The 17623-nt window shown below is 60.0% G+C and carries 18 protein-coding genes; 13 read left to right on the top strand and 5 right to left on the bottom strand.

Translation table 11 applies throughout. The features are described 5' to 3' along the window. The gene (locus AAZQ98_RS09025) at positions 1-663 is read right to left on the bottom strand and encodes a fasciclin domain-containing protein (RefSeq protein WP_105657286.1); all 663 of its coding nucleotides are present in this window, start codon (positions 661-663) and stop codon (positions 1-3) included. 279 nt (positions 664-942) lie between these two features. Between AAZQ98_RS09025 and truB the strand changes: the two genes are divergently transcribed. The 11 genes from truB (at position 943) to AAZQ98_RS08970 (ending at position 10600) form a co-directional block, all read left to right on the top strand. Further along, the gene (truB, locus tag AAZQ98_RS09020; RefSeq protein ID WP_434691548.1) at positions 943-1866 is read left to right on the top strand and encodes a tRNA pseudouridine(55) synthase TruB; all 924 of its coding nucleotides are present in this window, start codon (positions 943-945) and stop codon (positions 1864-1866) included. 17 nt (positions 1867-1883) lie between these two features. Beyond that, complete coding sequence (locus AAZQ98_RS09015) at positions 1884-2246, top strand: hypothetical protein (protein ID WP_105657288.1); 363 nt, start codon at positions 1884-1886, stop codon at positions 2244-2246. A gap of 10 nt (positions 2247-2256) precedes the next feature. Further along, the gene (locus tag AAZQ98_RS09010) at positions 2257-2724 is read left to right on the top strand and encodes a hypothetical protein (RefSeq protein WP_181148828.1); all 468 of its coding nucleotides are present in this window, start codon (positions 2257-2259) and stop codon (positions 2722-2724) included. Between the two features lie 64 nt (positions 2725-2788). Next, on the top strand, positions 2789-3742 hold the full coding sequence (locus tag AAZQ98_RS09005; protein WP_105657289.1) for a bifunctional riboflavin kinase/FAD synthetase: 954 nt from the start codon (positions 2789-2791) through the stop codon (positions 3740-3742). A 5-nt stretch (positions 3743-3747) separates the two neighbouring features. After that, the gene (locus AAZQ98_RS09000) at positions 3748-4533 is read left to right on the top strand and encodes a class I SAM-dependent methyltransferase (protein ID WP_434691544.1); all 786 of its coding nucleotides are present in this window, start codon (positions 3748-3750) and stop codon (positions 4531-4533) included. A 107-nt stretch (positions 4534-4640) separates the two neighbouring features. Beyond that, positions 4641-4910, top strand: a complete 270-nt coding sequence (gene rpsO / locus AAZQ98_RS08995; RefSeq protein WP_013348393.1) for a 30S ribosomal protein S15 — start codon at positions 4641-4643, stop codon at positions 4908-4910. Between the two features lie 627 nt (positions 4911-5537). Beyond that, the gene (locus AAZQ98_RS08990) at positions 5538-6413 is read left to right on the top strand and encodes an ABC transporter substrate-binding protein (protein WP_434691541.1); all 876 of its coding nucleotides are present in this window, start codon (positions 5538-5540) and stop codon (positions 6411-6413) included. Positions 6414-6419: 6 nt separating this feature from the next. Then, positions 6420-7268 carry an ABC transporter ATP-binding protein gene (locus AAZQ98_RS08985; RefSeq protein ID WP_434691538.1) on the top strand — a complete coding sequence of 283 codons (849 nt, stop codon included), beginning with the start codon at positions 6420-6422 and terminating at the stop codon, positions 7266-7268. Then, positions 7265-8107, top strand: a complete 843-nt coding sequence (locus AAZQ98_RS08980) for an ABC transporter permease (protein ID WP_434691536.1) — start codon at positions 7265-7267, stop codon at positions 8105-8107. The genes AAZQ98_RS08985 and AAZQ98_RS08980 overlap by 4 nt, the downstream gene beginning before the upstream one ends. A gap of 29 nt (positions 8108-8136) precedes the next feature. Beyond that, positions 8137-9465, top strand: coding sequence for an LLM class flavin-dependent oxidoreductase (locus tag AAZQ98_RS08975; protein WP_434691534.1), 1329 nt, complete (start codon positions 8137-8139; stop codon positions 9463-9465). Between the two features lie 577 nt (positions 9466-10042). Continuing rightward, positions 10043-10600: a hypothetical protein gene (locus AAZQ98_RS08970; protein WP_131090346.1), complete on the top strand. Its 558-nt coding sequence runs from the start codon at positions 10043-10045 to the stop codon at positions 10598-10600. Between the two features lie 199 nt (positions 10601-10799). On the opposite strand, the gene AAZQ98_RS08965 is transcribed toward AAZQ98_RS08970, so the two are convergent. Next, complete coding sequence (locus AAZQ98_RS08965) at positions 10800-11537, bottom strand: type 1 glutamine amidotransferase domain-containing protein (protein WP_434691532.1); 738 nt, start codon at positions 11535-11537, stop codon at positions 10800-10802. A 304-nt stretch (positions 11538-11841) separates the two neighbouring features. On the opposite strand from AAZQ98_RS08965, the gene AAZQ98_RS08960 reads away from it, so the two are divergent. Further along, complete coding sequence (locus AAZQ98_RS08960; RefSeq protein ID WP_434691531.1) at positions 11842-13512, top strand: amidohydrolase; 1671 nt, start codon at positions 11842-11844, stop codon at positions 13510-13512. A 96-nt stretch (positions 13513-13608) separates the two neighbouring features. Beyond that, positions 13609-14829: an MFS transporter gene (locus AAZQ98_RS08955; protein WP_434691529.1), complete on the top strand. Its 1221-nt coding sequence runs from the start codon at positions 13609-13611 to the stop codon at positions 14827-14829. A 206-nt stretch (positions 14830-15035) separates the two neighbouring features. Here AAZQ98_RS08955 and phnE read toward each other — a convergent pair whose 3' ends face one another. From phnE to AAZQ98_RS08940, 3 genes are read right to left on the bottom strand one after another with little or no spacing between them, the layout of a single operon-like run. Then, complete coding sequence (gene phnE / locus AAZQ98_RS08950; protein ID WP_434691526.1) at positions 15036-15911, bottom strand: phosphonate ABC transporter, permease protein PhnE; 876 nt, start codon at positions 15909-15911, stop codon at positions 15036-15038. Continuing rightward, positions 15908-16684 carry a phosphonate ABC transporter ATP-binding protein gene (locus AAZQ98_RS08945; RefSeq protein WP_434691524.1) on the bottom strand — a complete coding sequence of 259 codons (777 nt, stop codon included), beginning with the start codon at positions 16682-16684 and terminating at the stop codon, positions 15908-15910. The genes phnE and AAZQ98_RS08945 overlap by 4 nt, the downstream gene beginning before the upstream one ends. Before the next feature lie 2 nt (positions 16685-16686). Then, entirely contained in the window at positions 16687-17607 is a 921-nt protein-coding gene (locus AAZQ98_RS08940) for a phosphate/phosphite/phosphonate ABC transporter substrate-binding protein (protein WP_434691521.1), read from the bottom strand. Positions 17608-17623: the final 16 nt, after the last annotated feature.

Raw genomic sequence — 17623 nt, 5'->3', positions numbered from 1 at the left:
CTACTTCTTTGCCGGTGGCATCAGGACGGTGTCCACCAGGTACACGGTTGCGTTGGCGGTCTGCACGCCGCCGCAGATGACCGAAGCCCCGTTGACTTCCAGATCGTCGCCGCTACCGGTGACTTCCACCTCTTCGCCCTGGACCGTTGCGTGGGTTCCGGGAAGATCATCTGGTGCAATCTGGCCGGAAACGACGTGGTAGGTCAGGATGCTGGTCAGGGTGTCGGCATCCTTGGCAACTGCGGACAGGTCATCCTTCGGGATTGCCGCGAAGGCGTCGTCAACCGGTGCGAAGACGGTGAATTCGCCGCCATTGAGGGTATCGACGAGATCGACATCAGGATTCAGCTCACCGGAGACTGCAGAAGTCAGGGTGGTCAGCAGCGGGTTGTTCGAGGCAGCGACGGCCACTGGATCCTGGGCCATTCCGGCTACCGAGCCATCACCGGTCGGGACTGCTTCGGCGTAGGCCGCGCAACCCTTGCCCACAAGATTGCTTGCTGGATCCATTGCCGATTCGCTGGCCATGGGCGAGCTGCTTTCCGAGGCGGACGCCGTGGGCGATTCCATGGTTTCCGAACCGGTCGAGCAGGCGCTCAGTCCCATGGCGGCGACTGCGATGAGCCCGAATGCTCCAGCGACTTTGCTGTATGTGCGCTTCATGATTTTCTCCTTGCTTCGCCGCGACTGATGTCGTCGGTCCTTTTCCTGTCCGTGCGGATCAGGTTGTCAATGAGCATTCGGGGCAGGTTGCCCGACGGATTGGATTCTCTTGGAAATTTTTTTTCGTCTTGCTGGCAGGCCGTGAAGCTGCCGGATCCGCGGGCTGGCGGGCCCTGTCCCGGAGCATTGCCGGCTCATGGAAATAGGCTGCAAGTGGGATCTGCCACGCTTGGAACCAGCGACAGCCTTATTCTCCGCACAAGCCATATACTGGAAGGCGTGAGTAAAGCCGGGCAGAACACGCAAGAGCAGGCCTCAGGCCTCGTATTAGTCGACAAAGAGCAGGGAATGACCTCCCATGATGTGGTCGGTCGCATCCGCAGACTTGCAGGGACTCGGAAAGTCGGCCACGCCGGCACCCTGGACCCCATGGCCACCGGCGTGCTGGTTATCGGCGTGAACAAGGCAACCCGGCTGCTGACCTACATCGTCGGCCACGACAAGACCTACACCGCCACCATCCGGCTGGGGCAGAACACCGTCACGGACGATGCCGAAGGCGAAATCATTTCCGAGCGCATCGCCGCGGCGGTCAGCGACGAAGACATCGAGCGCGAGATCGCCCAGCTGCGCGGAGACATCGAGCAGATCCCGAGCTCGGTCTCGGCCATCAAGGTCGGTGGCAAGCGTTCCTACGCTCGCGTGCGCGCTGGCGAACAGGTAGAACTCAAGGCCCGCCCGGTCACCATTTCGCGGTTCGAGATCCATGAGGTGCGCCGCGAAAACGGCGGCAAGATCCTCGACGTCGACGTCACGGTATCGTGCTCTTCTGGAACCTACATCCGGGCGTTGGCCCGCGACCTGGGCGAAGCATTGAACGTTGGCGGGCACCTGACGGCGCTGCGCCGTACCGAGGTGGGCCCATACAAGATCGAGCTCACCCGCACCCTGGAGCAGCTGGCCGGGGAATTCGAGATTCTCCCAATCGAAAAGGCTGCTGCCGCGCTGTTCCCGAACCGCACGGTCAGCGTCGACGAAGCCGTGGAATTGTCTTTCGGCCGCACCATCCCCGCCTCGCATCTGGGCATGGACATTGCCGAAGGCCAGACCGTTGCGGCTTTCGCTCCCAATGGCGTGCTGGTCGCACTGCTGGAAGACAAGGGCGACAAGGCGCGTACGGCCTTGGTCTTCACCGCTAAGTAATCCCGAAAGGAACTGGCTTGATTGCCGTCAATGGATTCTTCATCGCCGGAGCGGTGGTCTGCGCACTGGCATTGCTGGTGGCAGTTATCGCAACCGCTATCCGCAAGCACCCGGATGACTGGGCGCTGATCGGTGCGGTGGCCACCGAGCTTTTCCTGATTGCCTACGGCATCGCGGCCGCGATCCGCCAGGTCGGGGGAAATGCGGTGCAAGGCGACCCGGTGGAATTCTGGGGCTACTTCATCACAGCGCTGATCATGCCGCCGGTGGCCTTCTTCTGGGCGATCAGCGAGAAGAGCCGTTGGTCCAACGCCGTGCTGGCCGCGTCGGCCGCCGTCACCTTCGTAATGGTGTTCCGCATGGAACAGATCTGGCAGTAGGAGTACTCACATGGGTGAAAAGCCGCGAAATTCGCGAATCATGCAGGCCGCTCAGGCGCGCAGCACCAATAAGGCCCCCAAGCCAAGCCGGTCCACCGGACTGGGCCGGGTGATCATTGCCGTGTACGGCATCCTCGCCCTGGCGGCGAGCGTGCGCGCGGTGTACCAGATCATGAGCAAATTCGACGAAGCGCCGATCGCCTACAGCCTGTCGCTGTTTTCTGGCCTGGTCTATATCCTTGCCACATTCTCGCTGTCTTCAGCCAAGCGTGGTGCCTGGCTGGTTTCGCTCTGGGCGGTAGCCGTTGAATTGGCAGGCGTGATCGTGGTCGGCATCTTGTCGCTGACCCACCCCGAAGACTTCGCCCATCCGTCGGTGTGGAGCGGTTTCGGCGAAGGATACGGCTACGTTCCACTGGTGCTGCCGATTGTCGGCTTGTGGTGGCTGTACCGTAACCGTAATGAGCGTCACGCCTAAAGACGTGCAAGAATTACCACGGTGGGTTTTCCATCCACCGCAGCAGAATTTCTGAAGGAGCAAAGTGCACTATTGGAAGGGCTTGGATGCCGTCCCCGCGGATATGGCTCCCACTGTCGTGACCATTGGCAACTTTGATGGTGTCCACCTGGGCCATTGCGAGGTGCTGGATGCAGCTGTCGCGCAGGCCAAAGCACGCTCGGCTCAATCGGTAGCGATCACTTTCGACCCGCACCCGGCGCTGGTGCACCGTCCCGATGATGCTCCTGAATTGATCATGGGTCTGGCTGACCGCGTGGACACCTTGGCCAGCGTTGGCCTGGATGCCACGCTGATGATCCACTACACCCTGGAATTCGCGGACCAGAGCGCTGAAGAGTTCGTTCGCTCCATCATCGTAGAGAAGCTGAATGCCGTGGCCGTTGTGGTCGGGCATGATGTGCGTTTTGGCCGCGGCAATTCCGGGGACTTCAGCTACATGCAGGAACTGGGCACCAAATACGGTTTTGAAGTCATAGGTGTCGAAGACGTAGGGGACAAGCGCCGCTTGTCCTCGACCTGGGTCCGTGAAGAACTAGCCGCCGGCAATGTCGAAGCTGCCGCCGCGATCCTCGGCCGGCCGCATCGCATGCGCGGAGAAGTAGTCCATGGCCATGCCCGTGGACGCGAGCTGGGATTTCCCACCGCGAATCTGGACACCGAAGCCACCGGCATCATCCCCGCCGATGGGGTCTATGCCGGCTGGGTGATCGACGAGGCCGAGGTGCGTTGGCCAGCAGCAATTTCCGTCGGGTCGAACCCCACCTTCGATGGCGTCTCCCGAGTGGTTGAAGCCCACGTGATTGACCGCCCCGAAGAAGGCGTGGAAGATTTCGATCTGTACGGACAGCAGATTGTCGTTGAGTTCATTTCCCACCTGCGTCCGATGGTTGCCTACCGCGGCATCGAAGCCCTCATTGAGCAGATGACCGAGGACGTTGACCAGGCCCGTGCGGTGCTGGCTATAGAACGCCACTAGGAATCATGGCTGAGATACCATCATTGCCGCAGAGGGCTTTCGTCGTGGGCGCCCAGCGCCGCGATGAATTAGCTTCCGCTTTCCAAGCCGACGCCGAAAGCTACGACAAGATCCGTCCTTCCTATCCGCAGGAAGCCTTGGAATTCACGCTGCAGCACCGACCGGTGAGTGCCATTGACATCGGTTGCGGTTCGGGGATCTTCACCGAACAGCTCATCCGTGCAGGCCTGGAAGTCAGGGCGGTGGACCCATCGGCAGAAATGCTCTCGGTCCTGTCCAAGCGGCTGCCGGCGGTCGAGGTAACCTGCGCCGCAGGTGAAGCGACCGGCTTGGAGGCCGATAGCGCTGGCCTGGTGACCTATGCCCAGGCATGGCACTGGGTGGACCACCCTCAAGCCAGTGCCGAAGCGGCCCGATTGCTCCATGATGGCGGTTGGCTCACCCTGCTGTGGAATCAGCTGGATGTCGCCATTCCCTGGGTTCACCGCTTGGCACGCATCATGCATGCCGGCGATGTGCACCGGCCCGAGCTGGAGCCGCCGTTGGGACCCCAGTTCCAGAAGCCGGAGCATGGCATCTGGCATTGGTCCATGGCGCTGGATTTCCACGAGATCGTCGAGCTGACCAAATCCCGCAGCTACTACCGCAAGTCTTCGGAGACTACCCGCGCCAAGGTGGAAGCGAACTTGGCCTGGTATTGGCACGAGCATCTGGGGCACGAGCAGGACGCAAAGGTGCAGGTGCCCTATCTCACCCATGCCTGGAGGTCCCGCCGGCGCACCCGTCGGTGATATGATTGACGATGGTTCTCGCTGCAGTCCGCGGTTGCGAGTTTCCGCCGTGAGCGTCTCGACGTTCGCACCGACTTATGAACGCGGTCCAACTCTAGGAGTTTGTTATGGCATTGGATGCCACTATCAAGAACGAAATCATCAAGGCTTACGCTACCCACGAGGGTGACACCGGTTCGCCTGAGGTTCAGATTGCCGTCATGTCCCGCCGTATTTCGGACCTGACCGAGCACCTGAAGATGCACAAGCATGATCACCACACCCGCCGTGGCCTGATGGCTCTGGTTGGTCGTCGTCGTCGTATGCTCGGCTACCTGAAGAACACCGACATCGAGCGTTACCGTTCGCTGATCGAGCGTCTGGGCCTGCGCAAGTAGTCCTCTGCTTCAGAGCAAGAAATTCCCCGTCTCCGCTTCAGGAGTCGGGGATTTTTCTTTGCCTCCGGACCTTGGCAACGCCGCTCATGCGTTCGCGATATGCCGGCACGAATCAAGATCAGTAATCGACAGAGGCAAGAATTGGATGAATTTCTGCTCTCCCAGGCTCATCCCGCAGGCAAGCACATGACGGAACAGGCGTCGGAGAGGCCTTGGACGCTCCCGCTAACGTTTCCCCGGATTAAATTCCGCCCCGAATATCTCGGTATCTGACCTTCCTGTGGAGCCACATACCGTTGGGCTAAGGCTAATGAGCCATCCCGCGACATCTTCCGAAACCTGAAGGTCACTTTGACCTCAGGTTTCTTCTCGTTTCTCCAGTTTTCCATGCCCTTTCCGCGGCGTCGCCCAAGTGGTTGCATGGCTACCAAGCACGGAAAAAGCGCGAAATAGAGGGGAACAGGGATGAATAATTTCAAACGGTTGAACTTTCGAAGCATGGGCACGGCGGCGGGGCTGACGGCAGCAGCATTCTTTTTAGCCTCATGCACTGCGTCAGCTCACGGCACGGATCTTGAGAACCCTGACGGCACAATAACCGTCCGCTACGAAGGAAGCGCCAATACCGTGATCCTTCCGGAGCTGGCTGAAGACCTGGGCTACCTTGACGGTGTGTCCTTGGAATGGGTTGGCAACAACTCCAGCGGGCCCTCGGCGATCCAGAACACGGCCACCGGTGCCACCGAGATCGGCAGCGCGTTCTCCGGAGCAGTGGTGAAGCTGCAGGAAGCTGGATCGCCTGTCACCGCGGTGGTCTCATCCTATGGTTCCAATGCAGACTACTTTGTCGGGTTCTACACGAGCGAAGACAGCGGCATCGAAGAACCGAGGGACCTCATTGGCAAAACAATTGCAGTCAATACTTTGGGCGCTCATTCCGAAGCGGTCGTTAGTAGCTATCTGAAATCCGAAGGCCTGACGCCGCAAGAGATCGAGCAGGTGCAGCTGGTCGTATTGCCACCTACCGACACCGCACAAGCCGTTCGCACCCATCAGGTCGACGTTGGCGCTCTTTCCGGGGCTTCCCAAGTGCATGCAGTGAAGCAGGGCGGCTTGCGAGAAGTTTTCAGGGACACGGAAGTCTTCAGCAACTTTGATGCCGGAGAGTACGTCCTTCGGGATGATTTCATCGCTCAATACCCTGAAGCAGCGCATTCCCTGGCCACTGGCATTGCCAAAGCAGCGGACTGGGCTTCGACGCATCCGCGCGAAGAGGTCATCAAGAGATTCACCGCAATCGTTGAATCCAGGGATCGCGGAGACGACGTTGAAGCCCTGCAGTACTTCAACGGCTATGGCTTGGGCGAACACGCAGCCATCGAAGACGAGGACTTCAGCAGATGGGCGCAATGGCTCAACGATGCGGGGATTCTCGAAGGAGAAATCACCCCCAGCGAGTACTACACCAACGAATTCAACGACCTCGCAAACGAAGGGCAGTAATCGCGCATGTCTACCATTGAGATCAAGAACTTGGGCAAGAAATTTCTCCGCTCCGGATCGAGTGAAGATACTGCCGTCACGGCCATTGAATCACTGGATCTCCGGATCCAGGACGGAGAATTCTTCACCCTTGTCGGCCCCAGCGGATGCGGCAAATCCACTCTTCTGGATATCTTGGCCGGGTTGGCCGCGCCAACTTCGGGCGAAGTTCTCGTTGATGGCGAGCCGGTCTCCGGTCCCAGCCTGGAACGTTCAGTAGTCTTCCAGCAATACGCGCTCTTCCCATGGCTCACGGCAGTGGCCAATGTCGAGGTGGGGCTGGAGAGCCAGGCCCGTCGCGGTCGGGGACTGGACAAATCGGGAAGGCGGATCCGCGCTAACGAGTATCTGCGACTCGTTGGCCTGCAGGGTGTGGAAGACAAGTACCCCCATGAACTATCCGGCGGCATGCGTCAACGCGTGGCCATAGCCCGTGCCTTGGCCCATGAACCCAAGGTGCTGCTGATGGATGAGCCGTTCGCCGCCCTGGATGCCCAAACACGCGAGCAACTCCAGGACTTGCTGCTAGATATCTGGAATCGCACCCGAACCACGATTGTCTTCATTACCCACGGCATCGAAGAAGCCGTGTACCTGGGGCAGCGGGTAGCGGTGATGTCCTCCAAACCCGGACGAATCAAGGAGATCATCAACATTGAACTCGACGGGCGCCACAGTGTTGATGACATCCGCTCGACTCCCCAATTCAGCGATTACCGCCATCGCATCTGGACGCTGCTTCACGAGTCCGCTCCCAGTGCCGGAAATTCGCCGGTGAGCCGCAAGTCGCTCGTTTCTCCAGGAGTACCAGCATGAGTACCCTAGCCGTACCGGACCAGCGCCTGCAGGGCTCCACCGGGGAGTTAAACCGGCCCTCTCCTTTCCTGCGTTTGGCCGGAAGACTGCGGTCAACGCTGTACCGTTCGGGTGCGATCATCGGTTTTCTCCTGGTGTGGGAGCTTGTCCCGCAATTCGTCCTGGAACCATCTTCCCGGGTCTTTCTTCCTCCCTTGCATGAAGTCCTGCAGGCACTGGGGAAGATGATTGCCTCAGGGGATCTGGGCACGCACATCCTGGCAAGCCTGGGCCGGGCGGCCGTAGGATTCACGCTCGCTGTCCTCATCGGCGTGCCAGTCGGATTGGTCGTCGCGTGGTTCTCGAAAGTCGGCGATTTCCTCAATCCGTTGCTGGAGGTATTCCGAAATACCGCGGCCTTGGCGTTGCTTCCGGTCTTCACGCTCCTTCTCGGTATCGGCGAAGTATCCAAGGTATCGATTGTCGTCTACGCGGCGTTCTTCCCGGTGCTTCTCAACACCATCCTTGGAGCACGCAGCGTAGATCCCTTGCTGATCAGGGCGGCAAAAACCTTGGGACTCACCAGCTACGAGATCTTCGCGAAAGTCGTCCTGCCCTCGTCCGTACCCATCATCTTCACCGGCGTCCGCATGGCAGGAACATCATCCGTGCTGGTGCTCATCGCCGCCGAAATGATCGGCGCCAAGGCTGGACTGGGTTTCCTGATCACCAATTCGCAAGCCAGTTTCCTGATCCCGAAAATGTACGCAGCCATACTCACTGTCGCCATCCTAGGCTTCACGGTCAACGCAGCACTTGTAGCGCTGGAGCGCCACTTCTCGCGCTGGGCTCGCGCCTAGACAATCTTCCTACCGAAGGGACTACAACCATGACACGAACTTTGACTCTCAACGCGTTCTTGATGACTACCGGGCATCATGAATCCTCATGGCGCCTGCCGCTCAGCGACCCCCATGCCGGAACGGACATCGGCCACTACATCCGTTTGGCGCAGCTGGCCGAGAAAGCGAAGCTCGACGCGATCTTCTTCGCAGACGGCCCAGTGCTTCAAGGGCCGGTCGCCCAACGACCTGCAGGAATCCTCGACCCTGTGACAGTGCTTTCTGCCATCGCCCCGTTGACCAAGCACATTGGGCTGATAGCGACCGCATCAACCAGCTACAACGACCCCTATAATCTTGCCCGCCGCTTTGCAAGCCTGGATGTGATCAGCAATGGGCGTGCGGGCTGGAACGTCGTCACCACAGCAGGCGATGCAGCGGCGAGGAATTTCTCCCAATCCGCCCAATTAGACAGCTCGCAACGATACCGTCGCGCCGAGGAATTCCTGGAGGTGGTGAAGAAGCTCTGGGACTCTTGGGAGCCGGATGCAGTCGTTGCTGACAAGGGAAGCGGGATCTGGGCGGATCCGGGCAAGATACACCCCGCGGCCCACATCGGGGAGCACTTCCAGGTTGCTGGAGCGCTCAATGTCCCGCGGTCGCCCCAGGGGCATCCGGTGATTGTCCAGGCGGGAGCTTCGGCCGCCGGCAAGGAATTCGCCGGGCGATGGGCTGAAGCCATTTTCACCGCTCACCAATCATTTGAGTCTGCCAGGGACTTCTACCAGGAAATCAAGGACAAGGCAGCAGGCAACGGCCGAGCAGCGCATTCGGTCAAAGTCCTTCCAGGAATTGTTCCCATCCTTGGTTCCACGGAAGCCGAAGCCAATGAATTGGCGGATTCCCTGGATGAGCTCATTCTGCCGGAATACGCCAGGAATACGTTGGCCCAGCAGTTGCATGTGGAGCCGGCAATCCTTGAACTGGACCGAGAACTTCCCGCCGGGCTGGAGAATACCGTGGCCAAGGAGAAATCCACCTCCCGAAGGGATCTCATCTTGGATCTGGGTTACCGAAGGAAGCTCACGGTTCGCCAGATCATCCGGGAGCTAGGTCCTGGCCGGGGACACCAGACGTTCTCGGGTACGCCGGAGCAGCTGGCGGACCGGATCGAGTACTGGTTTAAAGCCGGAGCGGCCGATGGATTTAATATCATGGCTCCGGTCTTGCCGGCAGGTCTCGAAGTATTCACGGAGCAGGTAGTCCCGATTTTGCAGCAGCGCAAGCTTTTCCGTACCGAATACGAGCAGAGTACGCTTCGCGGAAACTACGGGTTGCCAGTACCGGCAAATAATCGCCTGGACTTGGCATTCTAGAGCCTGATAGTCGTGTACCGAAGGACGAGAGCCATTGCTCTCGTCCTTCGGTTGCCGGTGGGATCAGGCCCGGGTGGATACCGGTTGCTGGTTCAGCTGCGTCCTCCAGGAATGCCTTGGGCGATCAGCATGGAGAAACCGCAAGGAAAGTACTGGCGAGGGGAGCCGCACGAAGTTGATTCGAGAGGGCTCCCACCACGGGCAGCAGCTGGTGAAGAGCAAATCGAAGTAGCGCGATTACTACCCGGCATCGCGCAAGAGCACTAAGAGCTTCATCAGCATCAAGACCCTGGCCAAAATCAAGGCTGTCACCCGAGGCAAGAAGGGCAACGGCATTTGGGCGCTTTCCAGAAGCAAAGCAAAATCACTAGCTGCAGCTACTAAGGACGGCAAGGCGCCCGTTGGACCCGAAATCAGTGGAGGATCCAAGAAGGGTACCTGTGGCACTGCCACCCCAACAAGCGGACCCCTGACATTCATCTCTTCTACGGAAGCTCGACCTGGGAAAGAACTTGCAAGAACTATTGGTGCCGCCAGCTACCGTTGGCGGCACCAATAGTGCTTGAATTGGGGAACTATGACTGACTACCAAGAACTCTTGCAGGCTGCTCGTGCACACTACGGGGTTGGCGCTGCTCCACGCGTGTCGGAAGCTGCAGCACTTCTCACCTCGTTGGGTGGCAAGACCTTCGACTACTCCAGGTTCGCCGGCAACCTCATCGATGAATATGTAGACTCGGCACGTGTAGTTGCAGCCTACGATATTTCCGACCCGGAGCTCCTTGCTTCCCGGTCCTTGCCGGTTGAACGCGAAATGATGGAATGGCCTCCCGAAGAAGATGAAGACAGCTACGACGTTGTGTTCACTAAGGATGAAGAGCTGTGGAACGTCATTCAGGACGAGCTCGGTGGGATGAGGCGAGCAATTGTCTTGCTTGAGCATGCTGAAGGGGATGCAGGCGCTGTAGGCAACTTCCGTGTAGCTGGATTCGCACAGTGGCTAAGGGAGACGCTCTGGGCTGCTACCGGTGTCGTTCCGCGGGATCCAGGCTGGCCGGATGAGAGCGCCACTCTGTATGAGAAGGCTTTTGCGATGCAGGGACGGCCAGGTTGCGAACCAGACCCAATCGATTGACGAGTATTGTCGGGTCAATCCGAGACACTTTCCAAGCTGCTTGCATCACCAGCCACGCTTTCGGCAAGGTGTGCATGGCGTTGCATGGAGTACGGAATGCGTCATATAAAGTCCAGTAGAAGTCGAAAACGCTTGGATCCGCGAAGCTACACGGATCCAAGCGTTTTTTATGAGATTTCGGGCTGGGTTACGACTTAGCTCATTGTGCCTCGGACTCGGACTCGGACTCGGCGGCTGCGGCTTCAGCGGCCTTCTCCTGATGGATCACTTCAGCCAAGAGTTTTTCCATTTCCTTGGCGACACCTGCGGCGGAAGCTGGGTTCTGTCCGGTGACCAGGCGTTCGGAGACTTGTACATTCTCTTCGAAGTTATCGGCGGCGATATGCGTGGCGCCTTGCTCGGTGAGCTTGTCGGCCAGGAAGAACGGAATGATCTTGTCCTTGCCTACGGCCACTTCCTCATCGTTGGTGAATGCTGCAACGGTTTTGCCACTTAAGAGTTTCAAACCATGATGCAGCTCGACATCGAGCAGACCGGCCGGGCCGTGGCAGACTGCACCGACAACGCCGCCCTTGTTGTAGATAGCGCCGACCAGCTTTTGCAGGCCCTCATTATTGGGGAAGTCCCACATGGTGCCGTGGCCTCCCACGAGGTACACGGCGTCGTACTGTTCGGGGTCGACGACTTCAACCCTTGCGGTGTTGTACAAGCCGGCACGGGTCGTTTCGTCCTGGGTGAACTGGACCTGGACCGGGTCGTCCTGGTCCACTGTGTCGCGCGGGGGTTGTCCGCCCTTAATGGAAGCGAAGTCGACGAAGTGCCCGGAATCCCGGAACACCTTCCATGGATGTGCGGCCTCGGCGACGTTGTATCCGGTAGGTTCCTTGTCATCACCGATTTCGGAAACGCTGGTCAGGACCATGAGGATTTTCTTCAAGGTGTGCTCCTTTCGCATTCGTCCTTCCACCCTTGTACAACAGGCAGGCTGTCGCAAGGGCGATGCGCAAGTTGCCAGTTTGCTTTCCGGAATCGTGCTCCGGAGGGAGAACAAATGGGACGTGGTTCCTGTTTCTAGCCCCGGAGCGAGTTTGGCGTGCGTTGCCAACTAAGCATGCGCTTAAAGCCAACGCCCTTGGGGCGGACTTTGCGAGAATGAATGCACCGGCCGGGATATGCCGTGCATCACTTCTTGAACCTTGGAGAGCCATCCCGGATTGGTATCTTTCGAAAGGATTGCACTCGTGAACACCGCCCCTAGCCTTCTCTTGGTCAACGGCACCATCCATACGCTGGATCCGCATGAACGCATAGTCAATGCGATGGCCGTCCGCGCAGGAAAGATTGTCGCGCTCGGAGAGGATGCGCTGGCGCTGCGTGGGCCGGAAATGGAAATTATCGATCTGGACGGGGCCACGATCATGCCCGGGCTGATGGACGTGCACAATCATCACATGCTTGCCGGGCAGATGGACCTGTTCGAGCTCAACGTTCCGCCAACTCTCAACCTGGACGAGTTCCTGGAGGCAGTCGCGGTCTGGTCGGATAAGCTGGCTGCGGACCAGTGGGTCATCGGTGGCAGCTGGGGTTCGGGCCTGTTGAGTGAGATCAATACGCCTCAGGCACTGGCGCGGCTGGATCAGGCCACCGGCGGCCGGCCGGCCTTGCTCAAGGATGATGCTAAGCACAACCGATGGGTGAACAGCCGTGCCTTGGAGCTTGCGGGCATCACCGGCGCGACCCCTCACCCCGAAGGCGGGGAAATCATGCGGGATGCCGAAGGCCGAGCCACCGGAGTGCTGCTGGAAGCCGGCGGGGTCATTGTCGAACAGGTCCGCGAATCAATGAGCCCCACGCCGACGTGGCAGTTGGCCGAAGCGGCATCGCGGGGCATGGAAATACTGCATTCTTACGGCATCACTGGTTTCCAGGATGCTGCCGCCTCCTTGCAACTCATGCAGGCCTTGAAAGAACTCGATGAATCCGGGAATCTGCACGCCTGGGTGGTTTCCAGCATGCAGGCCAATGACTTCATTTTCGGGACCCATCCGCTGGGCGAGGGGATCATTGCCGAGCGCGAGCAAACCAGGTCAACTCATCACCGCCCGGATTTCATCAAGATCTTCCTTGATGGCGTTCCGCCGGCAGGGACCGGAGCCTTCATCGAACCGTATCTGGAGGGTGCGGGATTCCCTGAATGCCATTGCGGCAACACCACAATGCCTCCAGAAGAACTCGCGGGCTGGCTGATGAGCACGGCGCGGCGGGGCATTTCCGCGAAGATCCACTGCACGGGCGATGCTTCGGTGCGCCTGGTCCTGGACACAGTCCAGAAGGTGCGCGAGGCAGGTCTGGGCGAGCCGAAATACCATATCGCCCACGGCCAGTTCATTCACCCGGATGACCTGCCGCGCTTTGCAGAACTGGGAGTCACCGCCGATATCTCGCCGTCATTGTGGTTCCCCGGGGTGATTACCGAAGCCATGAAACTCGTCCTTCCCGCCGACCGGGCATCCAAGATGCACCCGAACAAGACCTTGCTGGCCACCGGGGCGCTAGTTGCCGGCGGCTCGGACTGGCCGGTGAGCGTTTCCCCGAACGCCTGGGAGGGAATTTACGGTCTGGTCACCCGCAAGGATCCTACCGGAGCTTTCCCCGGAACGCTCTGGGAGGATGAAGCCGTGACCTTGGCGGATGCCTTGCGCATCTACACGATCAATTGCGCCAAAGCGATGGGACTGGATGACCTGACCGGGTCGCTGGAAATCGGTAAGTCCGCTGACTTCATCATGCTCTCGGCAGACCCGTTTGAGGTGCAACTCGAAGAGCTGCCGCAGATCACTGCACAGCAGACCTGGTTCAGCGGGCAAAAGGTCTACGACCGACTCGGATCCTCGAGCGTGCCGGTGCGCTAATCGCCTGCCCAGCACGTTGTTCTCAGCCGGCCAGGGTATCGGCCGGAGCATCCATCATTTACCCGCGGCAACTCGCCGCTGTCTCGAAGGAAAGCCATGGACTCGATACTGGCTGGCGCGCGCACAAAAACAGGCGGCGACCGCGGAACCTACATCTACATCGGTGCCTACAGCGCGGTGCTGTACATGGTGCTGCTGACCGCACCGGTGATCGCCTCCAAGCTGGTGGCGCAATTCGACCTGACGGCCACCCAAGTAGGCGGGCTGCTGTCCATGGAGCTCGGGGCCTTCAGCTTGGCGACTATCCCCGCCTATCTGTGGCTCAAGCGCGTCAACCTCGTGACGGCAACTCGTGTCTTCACGCTGGTTGCCGTGGCCGGAAATGTGGTCTCGGGCTTTGCGGACAACTACGCGCTCTTGGCGGTGTGCCGCATTGTGACGTCCCTGGCTGCTGGCTCGATCACCGTGGTGATCCTGAGCTTGAGCGGCAGGAGCGCGAACCCAGGACGGGCCTATGGGTTATTCGTTGCGGCCCAGCTGGTCATGGGCGCCGTGATTCTGGCGCTCTTCCCGGTGCTCTTCGCGGATTCCGCGGTGTCTGCGATCTACTGGACCATGGCTGGGCTAGCCCTGTGCTGCATGGCGGTTGCGCACCGCATCGATGGCAACGTGCTGTTGGGAAGCGCCGCTGACCCGGCTGCCGATAGTGCCAACTACGGGCACCGGCCGGCCCCGAGATCCAAGGCGTTTCTGGCCCTGGCGGCGGTAATGCTTTTCTACGTAGCGTTGAGCGGGGTGTGGTCGTTCATGGGGCAATTCGCGGCGGCCGCGCAGATCAATTTGGGTACGACGAGCCTGATTCTCGCTGTTGCGACAGTCCCGGGAATTGCTTCCTCCTTGCTGGCCACATTCCTGGGCGACCATCCGCGCCGCCCGCTGTTCCTCATTCTCGGTTATCTGGCGATGCTGCTGTCCATCGGCTTGCTGTTCGGGTTGAGCGGAGCCGTGCAGTTCGCGGCCGCGGCGATCATCTTCAAATTCTCCTGGACCTTCATCCTGCCCTACTTGCTGTCCACGGTCTCCGACCTGGACTCCAGCGGCCACCTGATGAATTCCACGAACTTGATGATCGGCACCGGGTTCGCGCTTGGACCAGTTCTAGGCGGCATGCTCATCGAGGCTGCCAGCGGCTTTGGCGTGCTTCTCGTCGCCTGCAGTGTCGGAGTGCTGCTGTCCATGACCTGCGTGGTTCTCGTCCAGGGCCGCAATCAGCACGGCTTGCCCCAGCGCGTCGCTCCAATGGGAATTCCTGAATAGCAGTGCACGGTCCACCACCGGCACATGCCAACCGGTGGAAATCAACGACTTTCCAGGACCTGCGCCGCTGGTAAAGGTGCCGAGGCACCTTCCGGGACCACAACGATTCGCCCAGAGCGCCATGAAGCCCCAGCCGGTGTCCTCGATCCTGTAAGGTTCACGGACACCCGCTGGGGCCCAGGCGCGCTTTTCCGATTGGCGAGGCGCTAGACTGCCAGCTTGCGGCGGATGAATCCGGACGCTTGGTCAACGACGATGATCAGAATCAGCACGATGATGATGTGCGTAAGCATCGTATCGAACTGGAACGACTTGATCGCCTGGTTGATGAGCAAGCCGATGCCGCCAGCACCGACCAGGCCCAGGACCAGTGACGAACGGACGTTGACGTCGAAGCGGTACAAGAGCAAGCCAACGAACTGCGGGATCACCAGCGGCAGTGCGCCATGGGTAAGTTGCTGAACCCGTGATGCGCCGGTGGTGGACAGCGCTTCCTGCGGGCCCTGATCGGTTTCTTCCAGGGACTCGGCCCAGAGCTTTCCCATCACTCCCGTGTTGTGGCAGATCAGCGCCAGCACACCTGCGAAGGGACCCAAGCCCACGGCGGTGACGAAGATGAGCGCAAAGACGATATCCGGTACCGCGCGGAAGAAGGACAAGATGCTGCGTGCTGCTTGGTAGGCCAGCGGATGCGGCGTCGTGGTGCGGCATGCGAGCACAGCGAGCACCAAGGCCGTAGGAATGGAGAAGGTCGTACCCAGCAAGCCGATCCACAAGGTGACCAGCGTTGCCTCCAAGCCAGGAAGTATGACCTTGTCCCAGCTCAGATCCGGCGGAAATGCGTCGCTGACGAATCGTGCCATCCCGCGCCAGCCATCCACGAGCAGCGCCGGATCAAAATCAGTTCCCGCGATGGCCAGCAGATGAAGGGCGGCAATCACTGCAACTGCGGTGATCCAAAGGGTACGCCGGGCGGCCTTGTGCGGGTCCCTGGGCAGTGCTGGGACGGATTTTCCAGCGATCATGTCCGAAGTGCTTTCCACTGCCTGCTCCTTGATGCGAGTCCGGGTATGGAGGCTCATGCTGCAATCCTCTCGGGAGAGTAGAGAACGTCCAGGAAGTCGTCGCCGAGATTCTGGACCGGACCGTTGAAGGCGATACGTCCATGCAGCAACCCGATCGCCCGGTCTGCGTAGCGTTGTGCAAGCTCTGGCTGGTGCAGAACCGCGGCGACGGCAAGGTTTTCGTCGTGCGCCAAGGTAGCGAGCAATTCCATGATGTTCTCGGCCGCATGCGGGTCCAGAGCAGAAACCGGCTCATCGGCAAGCAGCACCGACGCGCGCTGGCACAGGGCCCTGGCGACGGCTACGCGCTGCTGCTGTCCGCCAGAAAGGCGTCCGACCTTGTCCAGGGCGCGGTCGGCCATGCCCACCCGGTCCAGGCAGGCCATTGCTTCTTCCCGCAGTTCGCGCGAGAAGAAAGCGGGGGAGAGAGAGGCCAAGCCGGTGACACGGGCCAGGGCGCCTGCGCAGACATTGTCCAGTGCTGTGCGGCGGGGCACCAGATGGATCTTCTGGAACACCATGGCTGCCCGGGATCGCGCACGGGCTAGATCGCGGCCATGGAGATCGGCCAGGTGGATGCCATCCAATTCGATGCTTCCCGAATCCGGTGTGGTCAATCCCGCGACGCACTTGAGGGTGGTGGATTTTCCGGAACCGTTGGCACCCAGAAAGGCCACGAGCTCGCCGCGGTTGACGGTGAAATCGACATCATCAAGCACGCGGCGCTGGTTGAAGGACTTGGCCAGGGACTTCACCGAGAGGGCCGGACGGGTCAATTGCGTGGTGTCCATGGCTAGATATCGTCCTCGGTGAGGCCCATTTCGGAAGCCAAGTCGAACAGCGGGCCGTAGGTTTCCTTGGTGACTTCCAGCAATGGGCCCGGAGGGGTCACATCCAGGAAAGCTCCTACCTGGGCGATATCTTCCTCCGGCAGGTTCAGCAGCGCGTGCTTAACGGCTTTCTTCAATTCCGGGTCGGCATCGGCGCTGATGGTGATCGGGTCATTCGGGATGGGTTCCGAGGTCCAGATCTGGCGGTAGTCTTCCGGGTTGAAGGTACCTTCTTCTTCGGCAACTGCCTGGGTCTGCGAGTTGAGCTGGGCGGCGTCGACGGTTCCGTTGGCCAGGGCCAGCAGTGATTCAGGATGCCCTCCTGCATAGTTCAAGTTGACTTCGGACTCGGCAATGCCGGCAGTCTTCAGCGCGTAGCGCGGCAGGACATCTCCGGAGGTTGAGCCCACGCCGCCAAGTGCGAAGTCCTTTCCGCGCAGGTCTTCGAGGGTCTTGATTTCTGAATCCTTCGCAACCCAGATGCCACCGGTGTAGGTGCTGAGCTCGCCCTGGGCGGTCCCGAAGGACACGAGCGGTTCAGCGCCGGCCTGCTGGCTGGCGAACACGTATCCCACGGGACCGAACTGGCCAAGATCCAGTTTTCCATTGCGCATTGCCAGTACCTCTGCGGCGTAGTCCTCGACAACTTGGACCTCGACTTCGCATCCGAGCTCGCGCTCCAATGCGTCGGCGAGCACGCCGTACGCCGGTTCCAGCTTGGCTGGTGCCTCGTAGGGCTCGATGCCGAAATTGATGGGCCCATCGGCGCAGAACGCGGGGGCAGCGGAGTTAGCTTGCTCATCCGCCTGGGCGGACCCGCAAGCGGTGAGGGCCAGCAGGCCCAGCGAGACGGCAGAGAATTTAAATGCCTGGGAGATCTTCATGGTTGCTCCAATGCGT

The sequence above is a fragment of the Glutamicibacter sp. Je.9.36 genome (assembly GCF_051129975.1).
In the GTDB taxonomy this organism is placed as follows: domain Bacteria; phylum Actinomycetota; class Actinomycetes; order Actinomycetales; family Micrococcaceae; genus Glutamicibacter.
The sequence above is the reverse complement of the archived record's forward strand: the minus strand, read 5'-3'. Positions and strand labels throughout refer to the sequence as shown.

Excerpts from the sequence above, each read along its gene's own strand:
- AAZQ98_RS09010 (WP_181148828.1), top strand. The coding sequence starts at position 2,257 with ATGGGTGAAAAGCCGCGAAATTCGCGAATCATGCAGGCCGCTCAGGCG.
- AAZQ98_RS08940 (WP_434691521.1), bottom strand. The coding sequence starts at position 17,607 with ATGAAGATCTCCCAGGCATTTAAATTCTCTGCCGTCTCGCTGGGCCTG.
- AAZQ98_RS08980 (WP_434691536.1), top strand. The coding sequence starts at position 7,265 with ATGAGTACCCTAGCCGTACCGGACCAGCGCCTGCAGGGCTCCACCGGG.
- AAZQ98_RS08975 (WP_434691534.1), top strand. The coding sequence starts at position 8,137 with ATGACACGAACTTTGACTCTCAACGCGTTCTTGATGACTACCGGGCAT.
- AAZQ98_RS08970 (WP_131090346.1), top strand. The coding sequence starts at position 10,043 with ATGACTGACTACCAAGAACTCTTGCAGGCTGCTCGTGCACACTACGGG.
- AAZQ98_RS09000 (WP_434691544.1), top strand. The coding sequence starts at position 3,748 with ATGGCTGAGATACCATCATTGCCGCAGAGGGCTTTCGTCGTGGGCGCC.
- AAZQ98_RS08985 (WP_434691538.1), top strand. The coding sequence starts at position 6,420 with ATGTCTACCATTGAGATCAAGAACTTGGGCAAGAAATTTCTCCGCTCC.
- AAZQ98_RS08955 (WP_434691529.1), top strand. The coding sequence starts at position 13,609 with ATGGACTCGATACTGGCTGGCGCGCGCACAAAAACAGGCGGCGACCGC.
- AAZQ98_RS09025 (WP_105657286.1), bottom strand. The coding sequence starts at position 663 with ATGAAGCGCACATACAGCAAAGTCGCTGGAGCATTCGGGCTCATCGCA.
- AAZQ98_RS08945 (WP_434691524.1), bottom strand. The coding sequence starts at position 16,684 with ATGGACACCACGCAATTGACCCGTCCGGCCCTCTCGGTGAAGTCCCTG.
- phnE (WP_434691526.1), bottom strand. The coding sequence starts at position 15,911 with ATGAGCCTCCATACCCGGACTCGCATCAAGGAGCAGGCAGTGGAAAGC.
- rpsO (WP_013348393.1), top strand. The coding sequence starts at position 4,641 with ATGGCATTGGATGCCACTATCAAGAACGAAATCATCAAGGCTTACGCT.